This is a genomic window from Acinetobacter sp. TGL-Y2, assembly GCF_001612555.1.
Lineage (GTDB): Bacteria > Pseudomonadota > Gammaproteobacteria > Pseudomonadales > Moraxellaceae > Acinetobacter.
On the sequence record NZ_CP015111.1, the window covers coordinates 107,631 to 131,214 of the forward strand.

Sequence of the window (23,584 nt, forward strand, 5' to 3'; positions counted from 1 at the left end):
TTTAGGCCCTATCCATTATTATTCTTGTAAAATATTCTTGTATGAATCATTCAGCAAGTAGCCTGTACCACTTCCAGTATTAATTTCGTATAACCTGTCGTTTTCTATAAAATAGTCTAATAATTTTTGTTTAATTTCATCTTCACTAAGAATTTGTACTGTTGTTAATGTTTGATCACCAGTTAGATTGTCTGTAACTTGCTCACAAATACTACTGTATTCAGTATAGGCATCTATACAATCAGAATAACAGTTTTCTAGAATATCCCAATCAAAGTCTTTAAGATCGGCTCCATCATTACTAAATAAACCATTACGAATTTTCTTCTCAAATTTACTATAACTAATATCCTTTCCATTAATCACAATAAATAAGATGAATTTTTCTATATCATTAAAATCATCTTGGGTAACGCCTTCTGCAGATTCATAATCATATTCATCAAAGGCATCAACCAAAGTAGCCAATTTTTCTTCAAAATTCTCTTTAATTTCAGTAAGCAAATCAGTCATTTCAAAACACTCTGTAGTTGATAAGCCAATGAAAACATATAATAAATTAACAGTCAAACAGGCTAAAATTACATAAGAAATTCAAATATTCCAAATAAATGCACTTTTTAATATCTTGAGAACAAAAATGATCATTTTGAGTAAAACAAAACTTAGATACGGCGATTTTTATTTAAAAATAATCTCAAAAATACGTTTCTAAACTGAAAAAATAATTATGATCTTTTTGTAACGCCGTAAAAAAAGCCCGATTCAATGGGGCTTTTTGGCAAATTTACTCAGGCTATCCTGAGCAGGGGAGTCCCTTTGAATATTACTTACACTTTTCTTTAATCAAATCCTGATTGATCTGGCTATTAGACACTACAGCAATACTATTGCTATGTGTATAAATTGTCATTCCTGCTTTGCAATCAACGTAACGTCCAATATATGAAATTTTGGTATCTGCAATGTACTCAGTTTTATCTAAATTAGCGGTATTAAACTCATCTTTAACCACCACACCAGCTTTAGGTTCCGTACTTACTTTAGGTTTCGTACTTGCCATTCCATTATTATTTGAACATAAACTAATGACCAATGCAGCAATGACCAATCCACCAAAGACCAATAATGCCCCAAAACCCAATAAACAACTTGATATCTTATTTTTCATAAAAGTTCCTTATTCTACTTCGTTGTAAGGCATCATTGCCAAAACCACTGCATCAAAATCAGTCGGTCTGATACGACTGCTTAACCCATGCGCACCTTCTTCATAATAGTGTGCCTGCGCCTTATACTCACCTTGGACGTCTATATATGCTAATTGGCCTAACACTACATGCTGTTTGGTATCACCGGTATAAAAACTTTCAGTAAGTGCATCTGTATCACTCAATTCTTGGATTTCGATTTTAATCCAGCAAATACCAATGTTCTCTGCCTGATTTTTTACAGCTGGCAAGTCAATCCAACCAATTCCATTAAGTTCCGGTGATGATGCCATTAGTTCGGTTAAATCAATGCAAGACTTAATTTTTAAGCCTTCAATAGATTCCAGTTTAACGCCGTGATTATTTGTGAATACTAAATCGTCCGTCAATCCTGTATTGCCCTGTACAGCGATCACACCGAACTCTTTTAGGCCATTGCCATTATCAAGTTCGCACATGTAAGAATGACCAAGCCATAATGGTTCCGCAAGGTTTGAAGTTTGAGTTATTTCTTTAAGTTCTGACATATTGAATGCACCTTTATTTTTAAAAGTTAGATTAAATTGACCATTTTTAGACATTTAGGACAAGTAATTAAGTAGCTGCTTTATTTCGCTTACCACCAGCAATTTGGATTACATCCTTACTTATATCGTTCATGAATCACCTGATAAAATTTATCTCATATTTTTATTATAACCATATACCGCAAAAAGTGCGTAAAGTTATGTATTAAGAACAATATATATCAAATTTTGCATACTTTTATTTTTAAACGAGTGTAGCCGTAGGCTAGGGCTTGCTTTGGGAGTTTGGAGTCATTAACGGGTAAATTGCCGCAGAGATTAGCGGTGTTAACCGCGCCACAATGGAAAGATAATTCTCACAATTGTCTTGAAATACGTGGCAAGTTTAGAATAAATTTTTCACTAACTTATTATCTTATTTGTCTGGTTTGTATTTATTCAAATAATAAATATGTACAAATATCATTCTGAATTGATAAATATAAATTATTAATAAATTTACTTATATAAATCATTTTAAATTAACGAATAAGATAAAATTTTTTAAAATATGACTTGTTAAAGAGTTACACAAAGCACTGCCAATGAAAAACAAAGAATGTTTTTAAATTCAAAAGAAGAATCAATAAGATTTATACACAAAAAAAACATTACTAATAACAAGTTTACTCAGTTAACGGATTAAATAAGTTAGTTAGACGAACTTATAGAAATCTTGAAACCTTTGAAAATAAAGGGATACAAGCGGTGATTGGATTTGTACGAGTGGAATCTATTTCAGTACAGAGCACTTTCGAGTGGAATCTATTTCAGTACGAGTGGAATCTATTTCAGTAACGAGTGGAATCTATTTCAGTAGAAAACATCTTCGAGTGGAATCTATTTCAGTAAAAACATTGATTTCCTAATGGTTATACACACACTTATCCACAGAAAATGTGCTAAATAGTAGACTTTTCGCTCCAATCTTGAAATCAATAGGAATTTTTTCATATATTTTGAGTTAATAAGTGGAAAACTAATTCAGTAAAAAAATGAAAATGTCTAATGAGTGGAAAACTGATTCAGTAAAACCAATTTTTATAATCTTTTTTGTAAATATTTTAATCAAAATTCGATAATACAATGTTAATAAGTGGAAAACTAATTCAGTAACCAGTAAAGTGCTTAACAGTGGAAAACTCATTCAGTAAAAAGGACAGGCTCAAGTGAAGGACGAAACACGAATTGTCGAACCAGCTATAACAGAATACTTATTGGGTGATCAAAGCACCGATTTCATGATTAAAAACAATCTATTCGTATCCATTGAAGAATTCAGGGAAGATGAAAAAAATATAATTGGGCCTTTAAGCTCTACTGATACTCAGATTTTGACAACTACTTTCTTAATGGCTCATGAACTCAATGAAAGTAGAGTCCATTATGATGCAGAGACAGTCTTTAAAATTGATCTTGATAAGTTTTGCAAACTCTGGAAAATCGAAATTAGTGATGATGATAAAAAGTTAGGACTAATCTATCACAACATAAAAAATTCTCTTAGCCGGCTCCAAAGCAGAATCTTCCGTTACCTTGATCTAGAATCAAATGCACCAGTTCAATCAAGTTACTTCGCTTATATCGAATATGGTAATAAAACAATAAAATTTGGATTTCCAAAACCTTTCATTCAGTACCTAAAAAAAATGGATAAGTTCACTTGGTACTATCTGGAAAATATTATTAAGCTTGGTAGTGACTCTAAGCAGTATGCCATCAGCTCTTATGCTGTGACACTTTACGAGAATCTACAAAAAGAAAAAAACTTTGCCCCGATTGAAGATGGGAAAAAGATCATCATCTTTGGTAATTCTAAACTTCGAAAATTATTTGGTATAATCAACGGCTATGAACGAAACATAGATTTTAAAAATAAAGTTTTATTACCGTCTCTTAAGTTAATTGAAAAGCATACTCAGCTTAAAGTTACGCTACAAGGAATTAAGGAAGGGAAGGAGATCACAAAGTATCGTTTTATATGTGAATTCCCTGAACGTGATTTAGACTTTGCCTATGCTGTTTCAAAGAAAAAAAGTGAACGACCATTATTGACAGCGCAACAAAGAAAGAAATTTTCAAAGTTATTGACTGATCATGTTGGTTTTCGCTCTATTTACATAAAAGAGAATGAATTAAATAAAGACTTTATGATCAGGGTTGAAAAGAAGTTAATGGATAAGCTAACAGTAATTGAATACTGGCCTTTTCTAAAAGCTGTTGGCTGCAGAAGTAAAAAGATTGAGAACCTTGTTACAGGCGAAGTTATTAAGCAAGATGTTACCCCAGATTTAAAATTTTAAGTCTTCAAGTTAAAAGGCCCATAAATTATTTATGGGCCTTTTAATTTTATAGCGAAATTATCCGAATCGTCCTCAATCAGTGTTTTCAAGATTGTCATCTTCCTCCAAATCTTCTTCATTTCCATTCTGATTTGCGTGTGACAATGCAAAATACCAATCCAAATCCAACTTTCTAAATTCATTTATTTTATCAAGGCTATTTTCTAATAGCGCTTTCATAATAACCTTACCAGTCGCAAGGTCGAAGTTCCCTAAAAAATGACCGTAATCATTCATAAAAACAGGTGATGATATAAGAAATCCAATTTGCTTAGTGGATAATTTCGTTGGGGCCGTAAAATGCTTCTCTCTATCCTCAACTTTAAAGTGTGAGAGATCATCAGACCAACTTTTACCCTCACTCAAATAAGATATCTTCATCTTCTCTAATGCTTTCACCATTTTATGACTTATATACTTTCTATTACGTTTAAGTTTAAAAGTAACAGCGTCATAAATAAGACCATTAGTTTTCACAAATTCATATTCAACGTGAAGGTCTGTCAAAGTATTAATTTCTTCTATAGCAGGAATAATCAAACGATCTTTTAAATGAGCATGTTGCTTATATTGATTCTCCTTCTGAAAAATCTTCCTCAAGGAATCATAAGTCATTGTTAATTCGTTTGTTCTCCAACATTCACTATTAAAGATACGATACAATCGAAGTGAGTAATAACTATTCATTCTAAGAATCTGTTTTAACTCATGCTTATTAAAGGATGCTTTCTTATCCTGTTCATTTAACTTGTAAAAAAAATCATAAAACGCTGCATGAAATTCAATACTAAATATTTTTTTCCCATTGTCATAGTGAAGACTATTAATCATTGGAACTTTTACAGGAAAGTCACTATCTGCTTTATGCACCAACATAATAGGGCTGGCCTCAAAGCGATTATAGGCATTCAGCATAGTTCTTCTAAGTGATAACATTTTTGAAGCTTTATCTTTCAACTGCTCCTTTGTAAGAGCACCTTCAAACTCACCGCCGTACACTAAATTAAAAAAGTTATCTGCAGTGATTTCAATTTTGTCAGTCGGACTGAACGCGGTATTTTTATCCATTTCAAATTTATGTATAACCGTCATTGCGCAGAACATTAACTTTTCAAGGCTTAATTCTAAGTTATAGCTTGAGTAAGTCATTGTGTTTAAAGTTGCAACTTCATCATGTGCGTGAACAACTTTTTTTAATATTTTTTTACTTCCTGAGTCTGTTGATTTTTGAGCCATGATTTAAACTAAGTTTCAAATGTGTGGTATTAAAATATACCTTTAATATAAATATTACAAATAATATTCGTAATTATTGATGAATTGATCAAAAAATAGGTATTTAATTGTTTTTATTGAGTTTTCTATTAGATTTAATGCAGAAATCAACTCATCATTAAAAATAAATAATATAATCAATGACTTATAATTAAGATATTCATCACAAAAGTTTTTTTTTAGTTTTGATGTGTGAAATGCCCCCCTAAAAGCTCGTTTTTTTAGTTTTGATGTGTGAAATGACCCTCCAGAAGCTCAGTTTTTTAGTTTTGATGTGTGAAATGATTTTATAAAAGCTCAGTTTTTTAGTTTTGATGTGTGAAATGCCCCCCTAAAAGCTCGTTTTTTTAGTTTTGATGTGTGAAATGACCGTCTGGAAGTTGAGTTTTTTAGTTTTGATGTGTGAAATGACCGTCTGGAAGTTGAGTTTTTTAGTTTTGATGTGTGAAATGACCCTCCAGAAGCTCAGTTTTTTAGTTTTGATGTGTGAAATGATCCTCTTGAAGCTCAGTTTTTTAGTTTTGATGTGTGAAATGTCCCCCTAAAAGCTCGTTTTTTTAGTTTTGATGTGTGAAATGACCGTCTGGAAGTTGAGTTTTTTAGTTTTGATGTGTGAAGCGCCTTTCAATCAACTATATATATAGTTTTCATGTGTGAAATGCTGCCTATATAACCAAATCTTGTGATTTTGATCACCCAATATAATTATAATTTATATAAAATATACTTTTTAAGCTGAAAATCGCTTTTAAATACTCTGAAAAATAAGTGCAATTATAAAAGTTAATAGATAAGCAGCAGATTTTAAACTTTCACCATATTCTGAAATCATTTTTAATAAAATAATGTATGATTAAGAACCAAAAAATAATTTTAAATAATTTGGCCTAATTTTTTAAACATTTTTTAATCAAATTTTTATCTGTTCCATCTATAAACGGCAATATTAATTTAAAATATACAATAAACAATCTGATTGTGGATAAGGTTGTGGGTAATTATAGTTTTTATGTGTGAAGCAAGTTTTGATGTGTGAAATGATAGTTTTGATGTGTGAAATGATAGTTTTGATGTGTGAAATGGATACATTCCAGTGTGAAATGATTGTTTTGATGTGTGAAATGGATAGTGATTAGTGATTAAAACCAATTAGTTACATGACTCCCTATGCTTTTAAATTCAAATATGTTGTATTAGAAAAACCAATTCCGATTTTAAAAATTTCAGAATAAAAATTCTATCAGAAATAACCCTATTTTTGATACTATAAAAAATTCATTTATTATTAATATAATAATTATTTATCTAATGATTTATTATTTAATATAATAATTATTTATCTAATGATTTATTATTTAATATAATAATTATTTGTCTAATGATTTATTATTTAATATAATATTCAATTAATAATAGATTGAATACAAATTTCAATAATTGACCAGTCGAGTAAATGAAAAATAATTTACAGCGTCATTGATTATCAGAAATAATCCCTATTTTTAAATGTAACTTTAAGTAAGGTTAACTCTTTTTGAATTTACCAATGAATATAAAATCAAATATTTTTGAAATCATTGTGTTATTTTTACTTACTCAAAATTCATTACTGGTATCAATAATAATCCCATTCTATGTGAATTATTTTTACAACTTATTAAAGTCTTTTCTGCAGACATTAAAAAGGCGCACTGTGAGGACAGTGCGCCTAGCAGGTTGAGCTTTAGCAGCATGAATGAATTCAGTGTTAAAGCTTATGAAAATCGGAGCTGAGTGAGAGTCCGATTAGCATTTCTTTTTGATACTTAAAAAAGCATCCAAATCTTTGTGGTATAAATCTTTAATGCCTTGAATTAATTCTAGTCTTTCACTAGATAACTTAACACAAGATGAACAACTATTTGATTTCTCAATAAATAATTCGTTTTTCATTAAAAATAAAACCTATTCAATTATTATAAAATATTAAATTAATATTTTCAATATTTTAATAAATATTAAAAACATTATAAAAACGTACCTTTAGCTAATTAGATAAAGATTAAGGAACCCAATTAACACTGTAATTATTCATAGATAAGAACAGCTAACCAATTGATAAACATGAATCAATTGAATACAATTAGTTTACATTATATTATAATCATATACCACTTTTATTTTAGTTATTTTTAGTATATTTTTTCTAAAACAATTTATGCTTGGATAATTATGACTTCACTAGACACACTTGATTTTGATAAACCTATTCCTCATGAAATAATTCATGAAATTCAAGATAATGATGATTTTTCTATGCTTCGCTGCAGTCCTAAACGATATAGAATTGATTGAACAAATTAATCAAATGTTTGATCTAAAGATCAAAGTTAATGAATCAAGAACTCAAATAGAAAAGCTTATTGATATCGCCACCGGATATAGTGGCTTCAACTTCTCAGAAAAAGAATGGAAGGCCCTAATTTTCTTTGTCTACTACGCTGTTTATCAACCATTAGAAATCCAACTTTCGACTTGAATACTCCCAAAAAGCATTGAACCATTAGACTTAATAACTTGGGAATTATGTTTTTAAGATTGCCCCCACTAATTTAAAAGCAGAGATTCACCTTCCTGAATACCCGCGGAGCGATTCCACTAGCGCAAGCTATTGGACATCGAGTATTAGCGAGTTGAAAGAGCATGTGTGCAAACACATGGCTCTGAGCGCAAGCATAGGCTGTAAATTAAAGGGGATAAGCCCTATATTATTTAGTAGGGCTTATCAAATACCTTCTTAATGTGTAAATGCAGTTTCTTGGTCGGTCTTGAATGCATTCATAATGTAATCAAGGTCAATATCATCGCTCCAGCGCTTATTAATTACATTGCCGTCAATGTAGTTTGCATAGCTCCATTGGCATGTACTGCTTGTTAGAGTTAAGTAGTCAAACGAAAGCTTGTGTTTATTAGCCCAATTTTCTATCACTGGAAAGGGTACAGTCCATAAGCTGTTAAACGTAATTGTGTTTTTTACCACTTCCACGTTTTCTGGTTGAGCACCAGAACACCAGTTTTTCTGCATCCAAACAATATCCGTGAATGCTTCATGCTTAATTAAAAAATTATAAGCCTGCTTACCTAATTCAATATATTCAGCACTTGTAGCAGGGTAAAGTTTATAAATATTTGGTTCACGTAAGTTGCCCTCTTGATCATATCGAAGCTTTAGCGTTTTCTTATGTTCATTCACTAATGAATCAAAATTTTCGATTGAGAAAAATGCATAATGTGGAGCCATAATTTCACTAACTTCTTTTTTTGTTAGTTCTAAGGCACTCAAATACCCCATCAATGAGTGATAAAATGCCACTCCATCTTCTTTAGTAAATAATTTAGGGCATGATATTACTTTGGAAAAATCAAATTTTGAAATTTCAGAATTAACATCTTGAAGCGCTATTGATAAATCCCCACCAGTGATGACTATTAAGTTTTTTACGTTGTGATTGAAATTCATTTTTTTAGCTCCATTGTTGATGTTTTTAATTATAATCATATACCGCATTTATATCAATTTAAATTATGTAAGCTAATGAAAATATATAATAATATAAAAATAAAAGCGTCAATTATCGGCGTTTAAAGTAAACTTTTTATTGTCTTATTTGTGGTATATGGTTATAATGAGTTATCAGCAACGGAGACCGCAAATGGCTACTTTTAAAGATTTTTTAAATAATCGTATTGAGCTAAATAACTTGCCGGAAGGTTATTGTATTTATATCATTCAGGGTGAAAAGCATTGGATGGCAAATGGTGACATGAATGATAAAAATTATACATTTGTTGTAGCTGCCCGTAATCCTGTCTTAGCAAAACAATGGGCTGGATTTGTATTTTTAACAAACTCAGATTGTAGTGTAGAAACATACTCTGACATTAAAGATATACTAGACGAAAATGCACTAAAACCTAGTGAATCAGCTTTTTTTGATCAATATAGTGAACATGAAGGATGGGTGGACATGGGTGGCGATATTGTTAAGCGTCTTGAACTCCCAGAAGAATTAACAAATGAAGAAGCTAGTGTTATTTTGAGATTTAATACTTTTGATGATTCAAATGTTAATTTGACTTAGATCGTCACCAGTCACAAAAAAATGGAGCTTATAGCTCCATTTTTGCTTTTCCAATACTTCAAATATTCATCTAACAGTAAAAGATATGAGATGCTTATATTTTTCGATTACCACCTCCGGCAGCCATAAGCTATTTGTGCGAACAAATAGCGCAAGAGCGTAAGCGGAGCCTTCTTCACTAGCCTGCAAAATTAATATCTAATTGGACATTTAGTAACGCTTTAGGCGGGGTAGATATAGCCTTGAATATTATCTTCATCACCATCCAAATCATTTTCAATGAATGCTGCAGCTAGGTCAGTCCGTTTATTTTCTAATTTTGTATAACGTCTGTTCTGGTCTCCTAAAGAGCGAATTAAAAATTTAGCCGTTTCACGGACAAATACATTGCTAAAATATTTATAGCCGTTTTTAAACAAGTACTGATGACAACGTTTAAACGTTTTTTTATTATCGATATGTTCAATTGCATCAATTTCATAAACAAGACCATCTCGAAAGCTTCGCCATTTTCCATCTGCTAAGCGAACGTAGTCTCTTTTCTCTGTTGATTTTAATTTAACTAAATGCCAAATAAAGTCGTCCATTGGAATAAGCCAAAAAATTGGCTCTGGAACAGCCTTATTAAAATCAAATTTTGCATACGCGTCATTAATTGCGAAATGGTTCAAATTAATTCTGTAATGAGTTCCATCTTGTCCGGTTAAGCGTAGATTAGGAATATCAATTATTGCCAATAATTCCTGAAAGTCGGAAGATTGTTTTAGATAAGCATCCGTGGTCTTATAAATCCGAAACTTACTATTCATGTTTGAGTCACCTAAACCATAAATTATTATACGCTGATACAGCCTCATTTGCTCTGTACAGCGCCTAAATCACAAATGCACCAATTTACCAATCTAATTAAAAAAGCCATCCATACGCTTAAATTGAGCATTAATGAGGTCTACAAACCTTTCGATTCTTTCAGACGGGAAATACCCTTGATTAATAACCTCAGAAAAATATTCTGTGTTGCCAACTGAAGCTTTGAGTTTATCCTGTTCGACACTGTACGACAGATCAAATTGATTTCCATTTTTACTTGAAAATTTAGCAACTTCTTCATTCATAACAAAATCAAACGCTGAATAATATGCGATTACATCAGCTAAATACTTAATGTAATTTGGCGTGGTTTTATCAACAACTTCAAAAAAATGAAAACCGCGCAATTCATAACATTGATTATTGAATTCTGCAGGATTGTTAATGCTTGAACTATCAATTTCCCCATTCGTAAAATGGACAATGCGCCAATCTTTTAAGTCGGAGCTGATTGCTCTGTACTGCCCCGTGAATTGGAATTTTTTAGCCCATAACTCAATGAATTTCTGACAATGCCCACTATTTGTTTCAAATTCTAATGTCTGTTCATCAACAACATCTGTATGCATTGAGTTCCCAAGATTATTCCAATTATTCATGCACCATTCATGAGTTTCATCTGGTCCAATGATATATGTCGGTATTGGGAGAAGTGTTGAGAAGTCGATATCTGACAAATTTGTGTTTTCTGCATTTGGGACAGAAAGTAAAAAATCAAAAGCCTCTCCATTTTCAGGAAGATCATCAAATTCTAATAGATGTGCGGCATTATTCATTAGTTAGCTCCGTTGCTGATAACCAATTATAACCATATACCGCATATATATAAAGTAAGTTTATGTAATTATTATATTTGTCTTGTTATCTATTAATAATAAATAGAGGTTGGATTATCGTAAAGTAACTTTAACTTTACCCACACAATTCTTGTTTAATGGAGTTCCTTTTTCATCAACACGGCGTAAATAACCGCATTGACTACATGCTATTTTCCCAATAAGACCAATGGGTCTATTTAGTATTTCGACCCATATATGTCCATTTCCGTCATCAATTTCTAGTTTTTTGAAGTTCGTTGTTTTCATAGTATTACCTATATTTTGATAACTATTTAGTTTTAATATATTCAGGTAGACCAATAGCAACACTTAAGCTCGAAAGTATTGAAATTAGGTATAGGGAGGTGAATGAATATGTATTTTCTTTATCTAATCCAACCTCGTTAACGTAAAACAATGCAATTGCGGTCGATACTGAAAATAATATAAAAAAAGATTAAGTACTTAGCTGTGATATTCATTTACTCACCTCACAAAATGATGATTTATAAAAGGCTTGGGCTGCTTAAATTTAATTTTTCAGCCTTTGGCGGTATAGGGCTTTGCCCCTCAAACGCTTTAATTTCGTCTTCACTTGCTGGTCGTAAGAAATAAGTAAGAAAGTAACCCGAATAGTTATAACCATGGTTATCTTCTAAGAATATAGCTATATCACCAGAACAAGCGGTAAAGTGATCTGTCCGGCATCGCCAAATTCGTTTTCCTTTTGTTGGGCAACCAGCCTCCATGCAATTATCCATGACAACTAAATCATCTTTTTTATACATGATTGATTGTAGATGTTTGTATGCCGATTCCCATGCTTGTACTGCAGATGAACAAATACGCCCAAATTCACTTTGGTAATATTTTATTTGCCAATTATTATTTTTTTTTCCGCTTTGAGTTTTGGATTTATCGCTAAACACTGTGCTTTATATGACATTGATTCATTACCCTAAATTTTTATTGATTGAAGCTAATTTTGTTAGGCATTACGTTCTAGGCTTTTAACAAATTCTTGATTTTGTATATTTTTGAAGAAATCCTTTTGATTTATCAGTTCAATCATTTCTTCACCAGAACATGCAAAATAAGGTTTTTTAACGTTATGCATCTCTTTCAACTCTTGGTAACTCAATGGACCGTCACCAGTACCAAAAAACTCATGTATTAAGAATGCTGTTTCTCTGTTTAATACTTCAATTGGAAATGATTCTACACCTTGGGACAATAACCATAGCGTCCTAGTTACACCACCGTTGAAGGCTAGTTTTAGAATACTGTTTTCATAGAGGGCATTTAGCTGAGCTAAAGGTACAGGTTTATCTTTGATTGCAAAACCAAGAGTAGCTCGATCAAACTTATAGTCTTTCGGCATATCTCTCAACAACACACAGTTTATAGTCCTGTGCTTGTCATCTGAATGTAGTGATGAAATTAACCAAAAATAGTAAAATTTTTTAGAACTTACATGGACCACATGAAGTTCATTATCCATGTCACCAAATTCACTGTACATTATTCTCGAATCAGAGTTAGGTAGATTAACTCTCCAACTTGCCCCCTTATAGTTAATTGAATCAAGCACTGCAGGGCTAGGGTTCTCGTATTCGATTAAAGCAGCTTGAAGTTTCAGACATTCAAGTTTTTTTAGGTAATCATAATGGTTATCTAATGGCATAAAATGTTGAAACATTAAGTGGTGATTTTTCATTCAAATAAAGCCTCTATATACCCAAATACAAAAAAGCCCCATATTTTTTCACAATATAGGGCATTACTAGACTTAATGCTTTTTATTGAATTCAGCAATCTGCGTTACCATTGAAGAATTGAAGGTCTTCTGCATATTACTTAGTTTAATACTGGCTTCTTCGCGTTCACGCTGACCATCTTGTTGAATTTTGATCACATCATTTACAGATTTTATCAATGTATTTTGCACATGCTCCAATGTATCAATATCAATCACTGAACGTTGATTCGCTTTTGCAGTCGCAACAGAGTTTTGATGCAACATATCTGCATTTCGTTTTAATAAATCATTTGTTGCATCATCAATGGTATTTGCTAATTCAACACTGTTCTTTTGCTCTTGAAGTGAAATAGCCAAGCTGATCTGATTCTTCCATGCGGGTAGGGTAATGTTCTTCACTGCATAGAATTTATCGACAAGCATTGCATTGTTGCCTTGGATGATTCGAATCATTGGCAAAGTTTGTAATGCTGATTGTTGCAAAATAATTAAGTCACTAACCCGCTTTTCCAGATTATTTGCTACGTGATTTAAATCATAAATTTCCTGAATCACTGCTTGAGATTTATCACCATTCGACAGATCAGCAATTTTTTCTTGAATTTCAGCTTGTCTAAGCTTTCCTGCTGCAGCATAAACGCCTAATTGTTTGTATTCATCGGTTACACCTTCATACATTTTATTAAGCGTGTTAATGCGTGATTTGAGTCCTGTTTGAGTGGATTCGATTTCCAAAACTAAAGTATCGATCTGCTCTTTGGTTGTGCTGAAATTCTCATTCATGTTTTGTTTCATGCCACGGAATTTTCCAATTATCACACCAAATAAACCTTTTGGACGGTTTGGATTCACCAGTGCATTAACATTAACATTTTGAGCTACACGTACAACTTGATTGAGTTTTTGACCAGTTTCATCTAGGTCTTTATTTTTAACTAATCCTAATAATTCATCAGTACAAGATGCCGTTTTGGAAGCGATATTTTTACCATATTCGGCAACTGCAGTAGTATCTAGAGTGTCAAGGTCCTTGGCTGCCGATGCCACAAGATCAAAATCTGCGGCAACAAGACCTAATTCTGTTAAATTGAGTTCTTTAAAGCGCTGTTCAATTGCAACTGCAGGCGGTAGAACTTCAATATTTTTTAATACTGTCATAAGAGTTTCCCGTAGATTCTTAACAAGCGACAAATTCGCTGAATACATTCTTAATATTTAGAGTATAACCATATACCGCAAAATATAATAGTAAAAATTTGTAGCATGATCGATATTTTAATTTAATAAGATGGCTTTTTAAAAAAAATTAATAATAAAGTAGCTTACCCAAAACCAAGGCATAAAAAAATCAAAACCCCTTTTTCTGTAAAACCAGACAAGAGCGTAAGCTATTGGCCAAAGTGCGTAAGCTAAATTCAAACCACGGCGCAAGCATAGTGGTTCGAAGCGCTAGCGTAGCCGACCATCAGTGCAAAATAGATAGTTTAGCCCACAAAAAATAGCCCCTATTGGAGCTATTATTCAATATTCATTTAATCCGAATGGATATTCAAAATTAGTCATCTGTAAACTTATATTGGATGTTTTTGGTATGCTCATTTTCAAGAAAATGTGTAATACAATCCATTTCTGATTTAAGCGAGTTATTAAACTTACTATCGCTGAAACGTAAATAAGCTTCATTAATATATCCCTCTACTAAGTCTAAACGCTCAAGTATGAGTTCTTTATTAAATGTTTGGAGCCACATTGCAGTAAAGTATACACTTGGTCCACTATGCTCCGCTGGTAGTCCCACTGAATTACCCATTAGGTTTTCTCCAATACTTTTACGTCATAATAACTTTGGGCATCTTTTCTGCACAAAATGTATTTTCCGTCTACTGTTAGATAAAGCTCATCCAATAAATCAGATTCATCAGAAAAACTTCTCATAATTCTCTTGCCATAGAATGAAATATTGTAGTCATTCTCTATAACCAATTCGATAGGGTAGCCTGACCCTTCTGTAGAAATGAGTTGAGTTGTAGCTATCCCTAAACGTTCATAGAGATTTTTTGCTACTAAGTCCCAACCAAAAAAATCAACTACTTGCTTTTCAGACTCTACGATCTTGAATCGTTCTTCCTGTTCGTCATAACAAACAAAATAATTATCAGCCTCTCGCTTATAGACCGAGTAATCTACATAATTATCAAAACCTAAACGTGGTGTGCCATCAACAGATTCTAATAGACTACCAATAAAGGTTTTAAGCTCATTTCCAACTTGGATTTTTATTTCTTTAGCTTGACTTTCCATCATAAGCACCTAAATTATTCTCAAAGTTGAAATCAAATAAACCGATAATAAAACGATATAAATCAATACTTATCGTCACAATCTTCGCACATTTCATCTTCTGCGCTTTCATTCGTCACACGTAAACCTGTCTGTTTCCACTGGTCACAATAATCGCAATGGAATACATGATTATCTAATTTTTCGAAAAAAACTTTATTTTCAACAATGCTGTTGTCATAACCAAATTCTTCTAAAACTCGCTTTTGGCTCTTAGAGAAGGTTTCTTCAAGTCCATCTAATTCATTTGCAATTTCTTCAATCTCATCGTCAGATGGGAGGGTGGTTTTTAAGGACATAATGATGACTCACATTAGAGAGAATATTGCTTAATATCAGAGATAAAACATGCTGATAGGCTATCATTCTGAGTTACTACTGCCAATCTTTTAAATTCACGTAATAAGCTTAAAATAGGCTTTCTAAGCTCACCATTCATAGCAATTGTTCTTCCAAAAATCGCACTAAATAGCGTTGCACAATTTAATTTTACCTCTAGACACTCTAGGCTTTGAAAAAGGAATGTCCATGCTGCAAGTTCTTCTGCATTTAAATTATATTTATGCGACAGTTCCATAAAGCTTGATCTGATAATACCTTGTATATCTACACCATTCGCTTTTAAAACATTGAATATTTCAGAATTAAATTTTCCTTTCTTGATCGCAAGTTTATTATCACGACTAACCTTTACATGATTCACAATCAATTGAAGACCAAGTGAAGAACAAACCGTTAAAGTTAGAATTCCAACTGATAATGATGCTGAATGGATTAACATAAGGGTAACTCCGTTGTTGATAACCTATTATAACCATATACCGCATTCATATAAAGTAAATATATGTAAATTATAGTGTTTTTATTTTAAATATCCTTAATTTTAGTAAGGTGAGTCCAGTCGGGGAAAGAAGGTTTTAAAATTCGAGTATCCATTCCTTGTCCGACAGGTCATTCGCGCAAGCAAAACGGTTTTAGAGCGTAAGCGAGGCCTTTTATTGAATGGCAATTAGAAAAAGGCCTACAATTTATGCAGGCCTTTGGTTATGTTTTATTTAGGCATTTGGAAAAACTAAATCTGTTATTTTATAGCGGTAAGGCTTTTCATCTTTAGTGCAAACTAATTGACCATAGCTTTTGTTATATGGTCTAACATAAATAAGTTCTTCACCTTCATATTTAAGAATTTCTCCACCTTTTAGCTCTTTTGCTGCGCGTAATTTTCTATTCTTATTTAGGCGTAGCTCAGTACATTTATTTCTCCAAATGATTGCATCTGGATAACGACAAGTACTTTGTACTAATAGGCGATCAGCACAGTTGTAATAGTATGGCCCAACAGATTCAGACATTTCTTTGTATAGCCATTCGCCTGCGTTACGATTAACCAAAACGACATTAATTACTTTTTCTTTGGTCTGTTTATGTTCCAACAACAAATAGACTTCATTACCAAAAATACTTCTATCAATTAGAGTGTATTCGCTATTATTTTTCGGCACTAATTGAGCATCTGCGAACTCTTTGATATTCACATAGTTTGCATAAATCCCAGTCCAACCCATTTTATTCACCATTGCTATTTGTTGTTGATTATTCATTATAACCATATACCGCAAATATATAAAGTAAGTTTATGTAATTATTATATTTTTTTTATTATTAAAATATAAAACCTCTGAAGTAGGGCTTTTATATGTTCTTTAATCTTCGTTCAAGCAAAATTCACACGCATTGCAAGAAAAACAATACTTACAACCACAACCATCGCTTGTCTCTCCACAATTGCAACAGTCGAGCATTTCACTGCACGTTCGGCCATTTAATTCTGGGAACCTGTTGTTATCGCAACCAATGCTTTCACTTTCACTTTTTACTTTTTTATCACACACGTTCGATCTCCTAAGCCTTTGTTGTCTTGGGTGGAAAAGTCCTGTCTTTCAAGGGATTTATAAAGAAATTTTGAAAACTTGATTTAATTATAATCATATACCACAAATATGTATAGTAAGTTTATGTTAATGCTTAAGATATTCAAAAAAAATACCCCAATATAATTGGAGTATTTTGTATTCTACGTTGGTGCTAAAAGATATTTTAGCAATACAAATTTGATTTCTTGGCTGGGCCATTTTTAATTATGGGATTCAAATTTGTAGCATCTGGTGAAAAACATTTCATAATATCGTTTTGAATACAGCAGTGAATGCTAATTTGACGACTCGACTCATAATCACCAACAAATATGGCTAATAATGGCCCAAGGCATGTTTTCTTATTTCCAATTTTTTTAATTTCACCTTGTACGCTACTGGTCAAGGAAATATATTTTAATTCTTGAAGTTCGGAGTTTTCATAGATACCTTTGGTGATCGCACTACAACCAAATTTGGTATCAATCATTTCATGAAAATCTGAGTTGTTTAAAAGTCTATCTGCTAAATCATGAGAATCAGCATCATCAGACGGGCCTAATAGCATTAAAGGGCAGCCATTAACAAAGATACCAACGCTTTTTAGATTTAAAAAATGTGTCGTAGGATTGAATTCTGCAGGCGTTAGAATTGATTGTGTCATCAAGTTTAAAATTTCGTTATGTTGCATATACTTCCCCATAAAATTCAATGGATATCCTATATCATATACCACAAAGTGCATAATTTATAATGTTGCCATTTGTTAAATTAAGCTTTTGAAATATAATGTAATTTATTGTTGTACTTCCAAAAATAAAACGAGTGTAGCCGTAGGCTAGGGATTGCTTTGGGAATTTAGGACCAATCGGGGATAAATTGCCGCAGAGATTAGCGGTGTCAACCGCGCCACGAAAACAACATAATTACAGACGGTGATTTGTTTGTTTTCAAAAAAGGCAAAAAATCAATTAAAGCAATTTTTATTGAGTTTCTGGCTTTTTTAACTGGGGGGAACCCCATTTATATTCGCCACAAACGCACTGATAAAGCCCTTGTAATGTTGTGGCAGATAATCCTGCAACAGGGTAGGCACGGTATCTTTGGACAACTACATTATGATTTTCTTTGAACACCCATTTATGGCGTTTGTGCTCATGATTGCTGTTTTTCATTTTTAGTTCCATCTTATTAATATTGCTTCCGATTCGCAAAACCACCATGCTGATAATGTTCTAAATCAAATTTATCATTTAAATCAATTTCAACAAAGTTATTGATTGTTTGATGATGATTTCCATATCCACCTTTAACATTAAAGAGTTGGTCTTGGCCATCATTCAAGTGCATATCGTTGTTATCAAAATGCTGATCTTTGCCATCATTCCAGTGCATATCTTCAAGGTGCATATCGTTGTTATCAAAGTGCTGGTCTTGGCCATGATTCAAGTGGATATCTTCATGGTGCATATCGTTGTTATCAAAGCGCTGGTCTTGGCCATTAGACTGATTGACTTGTTCAACCTGTACAAGATTAGTCTTTTGACCTTTCACAATATTAAAGCTGTTTACTGCAATCTCGGGTGCTATTCGTTCATTCCCATTACAATCAAGCCATTTAAAGTATTCAAGACACCCAGTAATTAAAATTTCATCACCTCTTTTTAGAAGTGCAATTGCTTCTGCATCTTTATCGTAGAATGCCACTAAATGCCACTGAACACGTTCATTTGTACGTGTTGCTACAGATAAAATAGCTTTAGTCCCATACTGATTCTTATAGAATTCAGCTTCTTTTCCAACATAGCCTAAAATGTTTACATGATTAATTGTTTGCATGAAAAAATTCCTTCTAGAAAAGTGATATGGGACAATCCAATATAATAATATTATAACCATATACCGCAATATGTGCCGTAACATTGTGTAATTATTTTATGTTTTTTAAAAAAAATGCACAGTTTTATTTGAATTTATACTAATAAAAACATTAACAATTAATAACATGGATTAATTTTGATTCAGTTTTTTTGTGGTATATGATTATACTATTAATAACGGGTGATAAACATGGAAAACTTCTATTCATTTACGGCACTTCGGGGCATTCAAGGCCGAAAAATGTCATATATTATTCAAATACCTCTAAATATGGTTGGTACTCTCTTTGAGCAAGAAGATTTTTCACTTCCTGTAATTGAACGAAAGCAGCGAATGTTGAATAAAGCTCGTGTGAACCAGATTGCTAAATACTTGGTGGACAATCCTGACAGCTATGTACTCCCTCCTTTAGTTGCTCAAATCATAGGTGAGGTTGAGCAGACCCCTGATCAGTTGCAGCGGGATATTGTGACTCTAAAAATTAAAATGGGTTCAAAACTTCAAATTTTAGACGGGCAACATCGTTGCGCTGGAATTCAGTTGGCACTCCAACAACGCAAATATTTAGGCGATGAAGTAATCCAAGTCAAACTTTTGATATGTGGAAACCTTTCAGATTCACAACAGGTATTTGCTGATATCAACATCAATGCAGTAAAGCCACCTCAGTCAATTAAGATGCTATATAACCATAGAGATTATCTAACATCATTTTCGAAAGTACTTATTGAACAAATTCCTGTATTTAAAAATAATACTGATTATGAGCGTACCAATTTACCGCCTCAATCTGACAATATTTTTACATTTAGTGCTATATATCAAGCCAATAAGGAACTACTCAAAACTTCATCAGATGAAACTATGTTTGATCAAAAAACACTGATTCAGTTTTGGAATACTGTAGCGTCAGTGATGACAGATTGGGATGGCCAGAAAAATGCTGGAGAACTTCGTGAGCAATCAATATCTGTCCACGCTGTAACGTTATCGGCATTAGCAGAAGTGGGGCGAACTCTCATTGAAAAATTTCCTTCTGAATGGCCTGAAATACTCAATGGCTTAGTCGGGATAGATTGGAACCGTTCTAATCCAGACTGGAAAGATCGAGCCGTTGTTACTGGGAAAATAACGAAATCCCGAAAAAACATTGAATTGACTGCAAATAAAATTTTGCAGTACTTAGGCGTAGCGCTGAATAAAGCTCAAAAGAATCGGGAAACAGAATTTTTGAAAAACATATAAATTTCTCAGTAAAATCGCCCCTTTTTTTAAATTGGGGCATTATTTAAATGACTATAAGATAAAAACCTATTTACCCAATAAATTTACAGAAAAGTAAAGTTTAATAAATACATTGAGTTATATTATTGTTTAATAATTTGGGTTATCTCTATTTATCTTAAAAAAACTAAAAATATTATAAGCTTATGGTAAAATTTCTCTAGTGATACATCGCACACGCGGTTTTTAGGCCGCTAATGCGGCTTTCCTAAGCCTGTCAGTTGTGATACATCGCACACGCGGTTTTTAGGTCACTTGAAAGCCAAAATAGGCATGGCGGGGCGTGATACATCGCACACGCGGTTTTTAGGTTGGCATTCTAAAACACATGAACCACAACTAAGTGACACATCGCACACGCGGTTTATAGGAACATGGCTGGGAGGTTACTGCTTTTGATACGGTGACATATCGCACACGCGGTTTTTAGAAGCAAAACTACAATCTGTTCGAGCAAAACTACGCGAGACATCGCACATGCGTTTTTAGGAATTGAGAGTATTCTTCTTTATAATTATATGAGTAATACACCGCACACGCGGTTTTTGGATGCAAGTTAAACGTCAATCGAATGTCATAAGGTGACACATCGCACATGCGGTTTTCATGATGTGTATAAAAGAGAAAGTTGCTATTGTCGAGTAGTACATCGCACACGCGGTTTTTAGTGCAGCATAAGCTGTGAAGGAGAACCGACATTAGCCAGTTCTTTGCTTACATACATCAATAGTTTTCAACATAGCTATCTAAAACATTGCTTAATGAATAAAGCAAAAACCATTCAGGCAACTTTGTATTGTTTGCTATAAAGTTTTCATCAGCAGAACGTACATTTAAATATTCCTCAAAATCGTCATAGACTATAAAATTTTGAGGATTGCCATTTTCATCGCTCTGCGTCAGTAGTTTAATACTGATACCTGTTTCATCTTCTTGCACTTTAAATTGAGTGGCCACGCTTAATTTTACATAACCTTCTAATCTTTCCTCAGAAGAAAAGAGTGGCATTTCAGAAACACTGTCATGTTCGAAAATATCATTCTCTTGTTCTTCAATGCTGTCAGCATCTGTCCCCATGTTGAAGCAAATGTTATCTGGAGTAAGAAGGCCTAGTGCATCCATTTCAGTAATAAATTTTGCAGCTTCCATTTTAATATTATCCTCTAACCTTTTCTAAGGCACTCTCAACACCTTGACGAAATGCTTCTAGATGAAGGTTATTTGGTAGCACAATATTATCTTCAATGAATAATTCAGTACCTTCTTTGCCTAGATTTTTGATTTGATCACTGTTTTCATTCAATTCAACTGAAAAAAACTTTTGATTTGTCGGTGATTTGAAAAGCTTTGCGCTGCATTCATGATTAGTTTTATCTAATTTAACTGCTACACGGTAAATAATTCTAAACTTGAAGTTAATATCGAGTTTCTTATTTTTAATATTCACTTCGGTTGTTACTTTCTGATCATCTACAGATTCAGAATTAGGCATTACTTCAAATTTTGTTGAACGATAATTATAGAAAAAAGAGGGTTCGGTTAAATAAACTAAAGCAACTGCTTGTTCAATTGAATTGATATCTTTAGTGTTCATAATAAGCTCCATTGCTGATAACCAATTATAATCATATACCACATCAAATTGTGTAAGTGTATGTAAAATAATATAATTATATGTTTTTTTATTAATATTTTCAGGTAATCTGTCCTTGCTTTTTAAATTCCCTTATTTATTAAGAGCACTGCAATCGGACCCTAATTGATAAATTATTTTTGGGCATTTCAGCGCCGCAGACAAACGAATTTGCGCAAGCCAATTTGTTCTGTAGCGTAAGCGCTGGCGGTAGATATTCGAAGAAAAAAGCCTGATTGTCAGGCTTTTAAGTGGTATTAATTAATCATATTATGAATATATTATTCAATTTGATAAAAATTGAAATCCAATAGAAATGGGAATCAAAATAATACCGCACAATAATAGTAAACCATTATTTGTTTTTGGCTTTCTCTTTTTAAAGAAAATATGTGCAGAAATAAATATAATCGCAACGATAAAGCAAAATAGTGCTGATTTATCAATAATGGAAAACATCGTATTTCCTTTTAAGTTTGCCCTTCAAATTCAAGAATTTTTTAACTTAGGGAGTCTCTATGCTTTATAAAATGCCATAAGAGACTCCCTATACTAATTAGAAATAAGCACCAAAATTAAAAGTACCATCTTGAATTGCGGTTTCAATTGCTTTGGCATCAAAATTTAAACCGGTTAATTGGAATCCATCATCGTTGATTGTTAGCTCACCAATTGTTTTTGGCATAGGTTCATCAAAAGATGATTCAACAATTTTCCAAGTACCGTGAATGTCACCACAACCAAGGTTTTGATGGCCACCAACTGAAAAGTTAACGCTTGATTTATATAAAATCCAAAGTAGATATTGAAGTTCTTTATGTGATGGGTTAGTCAGTGTCATACGGTGTGACAATGTATAACCTTCATCAATCGCTTCAAAACCATCTAACGGACGTAAAATAGATTCGCTTGAGCCTGTACGTGCATCTTTTGCAGCGCGAATTTGTTCATCAATCCCATCAATTTGAGCGCCGATAATCTTACGTTCTTCTGCAGTCGCACCTTTAAGAGACTTTTCTAAGTCTTTACGATCTTTCTTTAAATCAGATGTTTCTAGTGATGTTAATGCATCATCATTCATAATTTTTTGAAGATAATCTAATTCTTCGGTATCTACGAAACCAACGAGGCTTGGTTGGCGATTAAATGCGTGGTTACGCGCACCATTACCATATTTAGTAATAGGGCTATCTGTTTCGCTGCAGTAAGCATTACCAACTTTTAAATTACCGCCAATGGCAAAATTACCAAAAACTGAAATTTGTGGGTTTACTTCACGAATTGGACCATTTTTATTAACGGTTTCATAACCGCCACCAAGCTTAACTTTACGACCAGTGTCTACACCAGAAAAGTTCATGTAGATTTCATCAACAGATAGTTTTTTATCAACTTTAGCAAGTTCATGCGCAATAGCATGAGATGCTGTGCTACGCAACATACCGCGTAAACTAGAAGCTGGAATGTAATAGGCATTGTGTGAATTTTTAGGAATGCCTTTTACACTCGGTAGAGATACGTTTACTGGTGCAACGGTAGTGATTGTGCCGATAAATTTAACTGTTTTCATT

26 protein-coding genes and 2 CRISPR repeat arrays are annotated in these 23,584 nt (G+C 32.8%); of the genes, 4 read left to right on the plus strand and 22 right to left on the minus strand.

The window, feature by feature from the left end:
• Positions 1 to 18 precede the first annotated feature (18 nt).
• From AMD27_RS16790 to AMD27_RS16800, 3 genes are all read right to left on the minus strand, one after another.
• Positions 19 to 513 carry a hypothetical protein gene (locus AMD27_RS16790; protein ID WP_150115842.1) on the minus strand — a complete coding sequence of 165 codons (495 nt, stop codon included), beginning with the start codon at positions 511 to 513 and terminating at the stop codon, positions 19 to 21.
• 313 nt (positions 514 to 826) lie between these two features.
• Positions 827 to 1,171 (minus strand): hypothetical protein, encoded by a 345-nt coding sequence (locus tag AMD27_RS16795; RefSeq protein WP_067663478.1) that lies wholly within the window; start codon positions 1,169 to 1,171, stop codon positions 827 to 829.
• A gap of 9 nt (positions 1,172 to 1,180) precedes the next feature.
• Positions 1,181 to 1,792, minus strand: coding sequence for a hypothetical protein (locus tag AMD27_RS16800; RefSeq protein ID WP_067663480.1), 612 nt, complete (start codon positions 1,790 to 1,792; stop codon positions 1,181 to 1,183).
• 1,154 nt (positions 1,793 to 2,946) lie between these two features.
• Between AMD27_RS16800 and AMD27_RS16805 the strand changes: the two genes are divergently transcribed.
• Positions 2,947 to 4,080: a replication initiation protein gene (locus tag AMD27_RS16805; RefSeq protein WP_067663483.1), complete on the plus strand. Its 1,134-nt coding sequence runs from the start codon at positions 2,947 to 2,949 to the stop codon at positions 4,078 to 4,080.
• Between the two features lie 72 nt (positions 4,081 to 4,152).
• Here AMD27_RS16805 and AMD27_RS16810 read toward each other — a convergent pair whose 3' ends face one another.
• Complete coding sequence (locus AMD27_RS16810; RefSeq protein ID WP_067663486.1) at positions 4,153 to 5,355, minus strand: replication initiation protein; 1,203 nt, start codon at positions 5,353 to 5,355, stop codon at positions 4,153 to 4,155.
• A 214-nt stretch (positions 5,356 to 5,569) separates the two neighbouring features.
• Positions 5,570 to 6,056: a CRISPR direct-repeat array (repeat unit 25 nt; unit sequence TTTTTTAGTTTTGATGTGTGAAATG).
• A gap of 1,604 nt (positions 6,057 to 7,660) precedes the next feature.
• Here AMD27_RS16810 and AMD27_RS16815 point away from each other — a divergent pair.
• Positions 7,661 to 7,912: a hypothetical protein gene (locus tag AMD27_RS16815; RefSeq protein ID WP_067663489.1), complete on the plus strand. Its 252-nt coding sequence runs from the start codon at positions 7,661 to 7,663 to the stop codon at positions 7,910 to 7,912.
• Positions 7,913 to 8,170: 258 nt separating this feature from the next.
• Here AMD27_RS16815 and AMD27_RS16820 read toward each other — a convergent pair whose 3' ends face one another.
• Positions 8,171 to 8,893, minus strand: a complete 723-nt coding sequence (locus tag AMD27_RS16820; protein WP_067663492.1) for a hypothetical protein — start codon at positions 8,891 to 8,893, stop codon at positions 8,171 to 8,173.
• 193 nt (positions 8,894 to 9,086) lie between these two features.
• On the opposite strand from AMD27_RS16820, the gene AMD27_RS16825 reads away from it, so the two are divergent.
• Positions 9,087 to 9,515, plus strand: coding sequence for a hypothetical protein (locus AMD27_RS16825; RefSeq protein WP_067663495.1), 429 nt, complete (start codon positions 9,087 to 9,089; stop codon positions 9,513 to 9,515).
• A 221-nt stretch (positions 9,516 to 9,736) separates the two neighbouring features.
• Here AMD27_RS16825 and AMD27_RS16830 read toward each other — a convergent pair whose 3' ends face one another.
• From AMD27_RS16830 to AMD27_RS16895, 14 genes are all read right to left on the minus strand, one after another.
• On the minus strand, positions 9,737 to 10,324 hold the full coding sequence (locus tag AMD27_RS16830) for a hypothetical protein (protein ID WP_067663498.1): 588 nt from the start codon (positions 10,322 to 10,324) through the stop codon (positions 9,737 to 9,739).
• A gap of 93 nt (positions 10,325 to 10,417) precedes the next feature.
• The gene (locus AMD27_RS16835; RefSeq protein ID WP_067663501.1) at positions 10,418 to 11,161 is read right to left on the minus strand and encodes a hypothetical protein; all 744 of its coding nucleotides are present in this window, start codon (positions 11,159 to 11,161) and stop codon (positions 10,418 to 10,420) included.
• Between the two features lie 114 nt (positions 11,162 to 11,275).
• Complete coding sequence (locus tag AMD27_RS16840) at positions 11,276 to 11,470, minus strand: hypothetical protein (protein WP_067663504.1); 195 nt, start codon at positions 11,468 to 11,470, stop codon at positions 11,276 to 11,278.
• Between the two features lie 239 nt (positions 11,471 to 11,709).
• Positions 11,710 to 12,132 (minus strand): hypothetical protein, encoded by a 423-nt coding sequence (locus tag AMD27_RS16845; protein WP_067663507.1) that lies wholly within the window; start codon positions 12,130 to 12,132, stop codon positions 11,710 to 11,712.
• Between the two features lie 59 nt (positions 12,133 to 12,191).
• Positions 12,192 to 12,920 (minus strand): plasmid fertility inhibition factor family protein, encoded by a 729-nt coding sequence (locus tag AMD27_RS16850; protein WP_067663510.1) that lies wholly within the window; start codon positions 12,918 to 12,920, stop codon positions 12,192 to 12,194.
• A 72-nt stretch (positions 12,921 to 12,992) separates the two neighbouring features.
• Complete coding sequence (locus AMD27_RS16855; RefSeq protein ID WP_067663513.1) at positions 12,993 to 14,120, minus strand: toxic anion resistance protein; 1,128 nt, start codon at positions 14,118 to 14,120, stop codon at positions 12,993 to 12,995.
• 397 nt (positions 14,121 to 14,517) lie between these two features.
• Positions 14,518 to 14,772, minus strand: a complete 255-nt coding sequence (locus tag AMD27_RS16860) for a hypothetical protein (RefSeq protein ID WP_067663516.1) — start codon at positions 14,770 to 14,772, stop codon at positions 14,518 to 14,520.
• Complete coding sequence (locus tag AMD27_RS16865) at positions 14,772 to 15,263, minus strand: hypothetical protein (protein WP_150115843.1); 492 nt, start codon at positions 15,261 to 15,263, stop codon at positions 14,772 to 14,774. The genes AMD27_RS16860 and AMD27_RS16865 overlap by 1 nt, the downstream gene beginning before the upstream one ends.
• A 62-nt stretch (positions 15,264 to 15,325) precedes the next feature.
• Complete coding sequence (locus AMD27_RS16870) at positions 15,326 to 15,601, minus strand: hypothetical protein (RefSeq protein WP_067663523.1); 276 nt, start codon at positions 15,599 to 15,601, stop codon at positions 15,326 to 15,328.
• Positions 15,602 to 15,615: 14 nt separating this feature from the next.
• Complete coding sequence (locus AMD27_RS16875; RefSeq protein ID WP_067663526.1) at positions 15,616 to 16,083, minus strand: hypothetical protein; 468 nt, start codon at positions 16,081 to 16,083, stop codon at positions 15,616 to 15,618.
• Between the two features lie 274 nt (positions 16,084 to 16,357).
• Positions 16,358 to 16,903 carry a hypothetical protein gene (locus tag AMD27_RS16880; protein WP_067663529.1) on the minus strand — a complete coding sequence of 182 codons (546 nt, stop codon included), beginning with the start codon at positions 16,901 to 16,903 and terminating at the stop codon, positions 16,358 to 16,360.
• Positions 16,904 to 17,399: 496 nt separating this feature from the next.
• Positions 17,400 to 17,906 carry a hypothetical protein gene (locus AMD27_RS16885; RefSeq protein WP_067663532.1) on the minus strand — a complete coding sequence of 169 codons (507 nt, stop codon included), beginning with the start codon at positions 17,904 to 17,906 and terminating at the stop codon, positions 17,400 to 17,402.
• 292 nt (positions 17,907 to 18,198) lie between these two features.
• Complete coding sequence (locus tag AMD27_RS16890; RefSeq protein ID WP_067663535.1) at positions 18,199 to 18,390, minus strand: hypothetical protein; 192 nt, start codon at positions 18,388 to 18,390, stop codon at positions 18,199 to 18,201.
• Between the two features lie 16 nt (positions 18,391 to 18,406).
• Positions 18,407 to 19,054, minus strand: a complete 648-nt coding sequence (locus AMD27_RS16895; protein WP_067663538.1) for a single-stranded DNA-binding protein — start codon at positions 19,052 to 19,054, stop codon at positions 18,407 to 18,409.
• Between the two features lie 231 nt (positions 19,055 to 19,285).
• Between AMD27_RS16895 and AMD27_RS16900 the strand changes: the two genes are divergently transcribed.
• Positions 19,286 to 20,341, plus strand: coding sequence for a DNA sulfur modification protein DndB (locus AMD27_RS16900; protein WP_067663541.1), 1,056 nt, complete (start codon positions 19,286 to 19,288; stop codon positions 20,339 to 20,341).
• 202 nt (positions 20,342 to 20,543) lie between these two features.
• Positions 20,544 to 20,812: direct repeats of the CRISPR family, unit length 28 nt; unit sequence GTGATACATCGCACACGCGGTTTTTAGG.
• A gap of 291 nt (positions 20,813 to 21,103) precedes the next feature.
• On the opposite strand, the gene AMD27_RS16905 is transcribed toward AMD27_RS16900, so the two are convergent.
• From AMD27_RS16905 to AMD27_RS16920, 3 genes are all read right to left on the minus strand, one after another.
• A complete protein-coding gene (locus tag AMD27_RS16905) occupies positions 21,104 to 21,529 on the minus strand; it encodes a hypothetical protein (RefSeq protein ID WP_067663544.1) in 426 nt (141 codons plus the stop codon).
• A 7-nt stretch (positions 21,530 to 21,536) separates the two neighbouring features.
• Entirely contained in the window at positions 21,537 to 21,974 is a 438-nt protein-coding gene (locus AMD27_RS16910; protein WP_067663547.1) for a hypothetical protein, read from the minus strand.
• A gap of 595 nt (positions 21,975 to 22,569) precedes the next feature.
• Positions 22,570 to 23,583, minus strand: coding sequence for an RAMP superfamily CRISPR-associated protein (locus AMD27_RS16920; RefSeq protein ID WP_067663553.1), 1,014 nt, complete (start codon positions 23,581 to 23,583; stop codon positions 22,570 to 22,572).
• Position 23,584: the final 1 nt, after the last annotated feature.

Bases quoted from the DNA above. Each gene is read 5' to 3' on its own strand.
- AMD27_RS16790 (WP_150115842.1), bottom strand. From the start codon at position 513: ATGACTGATTTGCTTACTGAAATTAAAGAGAATTTTGAAGAAAAATTG.
- AMD27_RS16795 (WP_067663478.1), bottom strand. From the start codon at position 1,171: ATGAAAAATAAGATATCAAGTTGTTTATTGGGTTTTGGGGCATTATTG.
- AMD27_RS16800 (WP_067663480.1), bottom strand. From the start codon at position 1,792: ATGTCTAAAAATGGTCAATTTAATCTAACTTTTAAAAATAAAGGTGCA.
- AMD27_RS16810 (WP_067663486.1), bottom strand. From the start codon at position 5,355: ATGGCTCAAAAATCAACAGACTCAGGAAGTAAAAAAATATTAAAAAAA.
- AMD27_RS16815 (WP_067663489.1), top strand. From the start codon at position 7,661: ATGAAATTCAAGATAATGATGATTTTTCTATGCTTCGCTGCAGTCCTA.
- AMD27_RS16820 (WP_067663492.1), bottom strand. From the start codon at position 8,893: ATGAATTTCAATCACAACGTAAAAAACTTAATAGTCATCACTGGTGGG.
- AMD27_RS16825 (WP_067663495.1), top strand. From the start codon at position 9,087: ATGGCTACTTTTAAAGATTTTTTAAATAATCGTATTGAGCTAAATAAC.
- AMD27_RS16830 (WP_067663498.1), bottom strand. From the start codon at position 10,324: ATGAATAGTAAGTTTCGGATTTATAAGACCACGGATGCTTATCTAAAA.
- AMD27_RS16835 (WP_067663501.1), bottom strand. From the start codon at position 11,161: ATGAATAATGCCGCACATCTATTAGAATTTGATGATCTTCCTGAAAAT.
- AMD27_RS16840 (WP_067663504.1), bottom strand. From the start codon at position 11,470: ATGAAAACAACGAACTTCAAAAAACTAGAAATTGATGACGGAAATGGA.
- AMD27_RS16850 (WP_067663510.1), bottom strand. From the start codon at position 12,920: ATGAAAAATCACCACTTAATGTTTCAACATTTTATGCCATTAGATAAC.
- AMD27_RS16855 (WP_067663513.1), bottom strand. From the start codon at position 14,120: ATGACAGTATTAAAAAATATTGAAGTTCTACCGCCTGCAGTTGCAATT.
- AMD27_RS16860 (WP_067663516.1), bottom strand. From the start codon at position 14,772: ATGGGTAATTCAGTGGGACTACCAGCGGAGCATAGTGGACCAAGTGTA.
- AMD27_RS16865 (WP_150115843.1), bottom strand. From the start codon at position 15,263: ATGGAAAGTCAAGCTAAAGAAATAAAAATCCAAGTTGGAAATGAGCTT.
- AMD27_RS16870 (WP_067663523.1), bottom strand. From the start codon at position 15,601: ATGTCCTTAAAAACCACCCTCCCATCTGACGATGAGATTGAAGAAATT.
- AMD27_RS16875 (WP_067663526.1), bottom strand. From the start codon at position 16,083: ATGTTAATCCATTCAGCATCATTATCAGTTGGAATTCTAACTTTAACG.
- AMD27_RS16880 (WP_067663529.1), bottom strand. From the start codon at position 16,903: ATGAATAATCAACAACAAATAGCAATGGTGAATAAAATGGGTTGGACT.
- AMD27_RS16885 (WP_067663532.1), bottom strand. From the start codon at position 17,906: ATGCAACATAACGAAATTTTAAACTTGATGACACAATCAATTCTAACG.
- AMD27_RS16890 (WP_067663535.1), bottom strand. From the start codon at position 18,390: ATGAAAAACAGCAATCATGAGCACAAACGCCATAAATGGGTGTTCAAA.
- AMD27_RS16895 (WP_067663538.1), bottom strand. From the start codon at position 19,054: ATGCAAACAATTAATCATGTAAACATTTTAGGCTATGTTGGAAAAGAA.
- AMD27_RS16900 (WP_067663541.1), top strand. From the start codon at position 19,286: ATGGAAAACTTCTATTCATTTACGGCACTTCGGGGCATTCAAGGCCGA.
- AMD27_RS16905 (WP_067663544.1), bottom strand. From the start codon at position 21,529: ATGGAAGCTGCAAAATTTATTACTGAAATGGATGCACTAGGCCTTCTT.
- AMD27_RS16910 (WP_067663547.1), bottom strand. From the start codon at position 21,974: ATGAACACTAAAGATATCAATTCAATTGAACAAGCAGTTGCTTTAGTT.
- AMD27_RS16920 (WP_067663553.1), bottom strand. From the start codon at position 23,583: ATGAAAACAGTTAAATTTATCGGCACAATCACTACCGTTGCACCAGTA.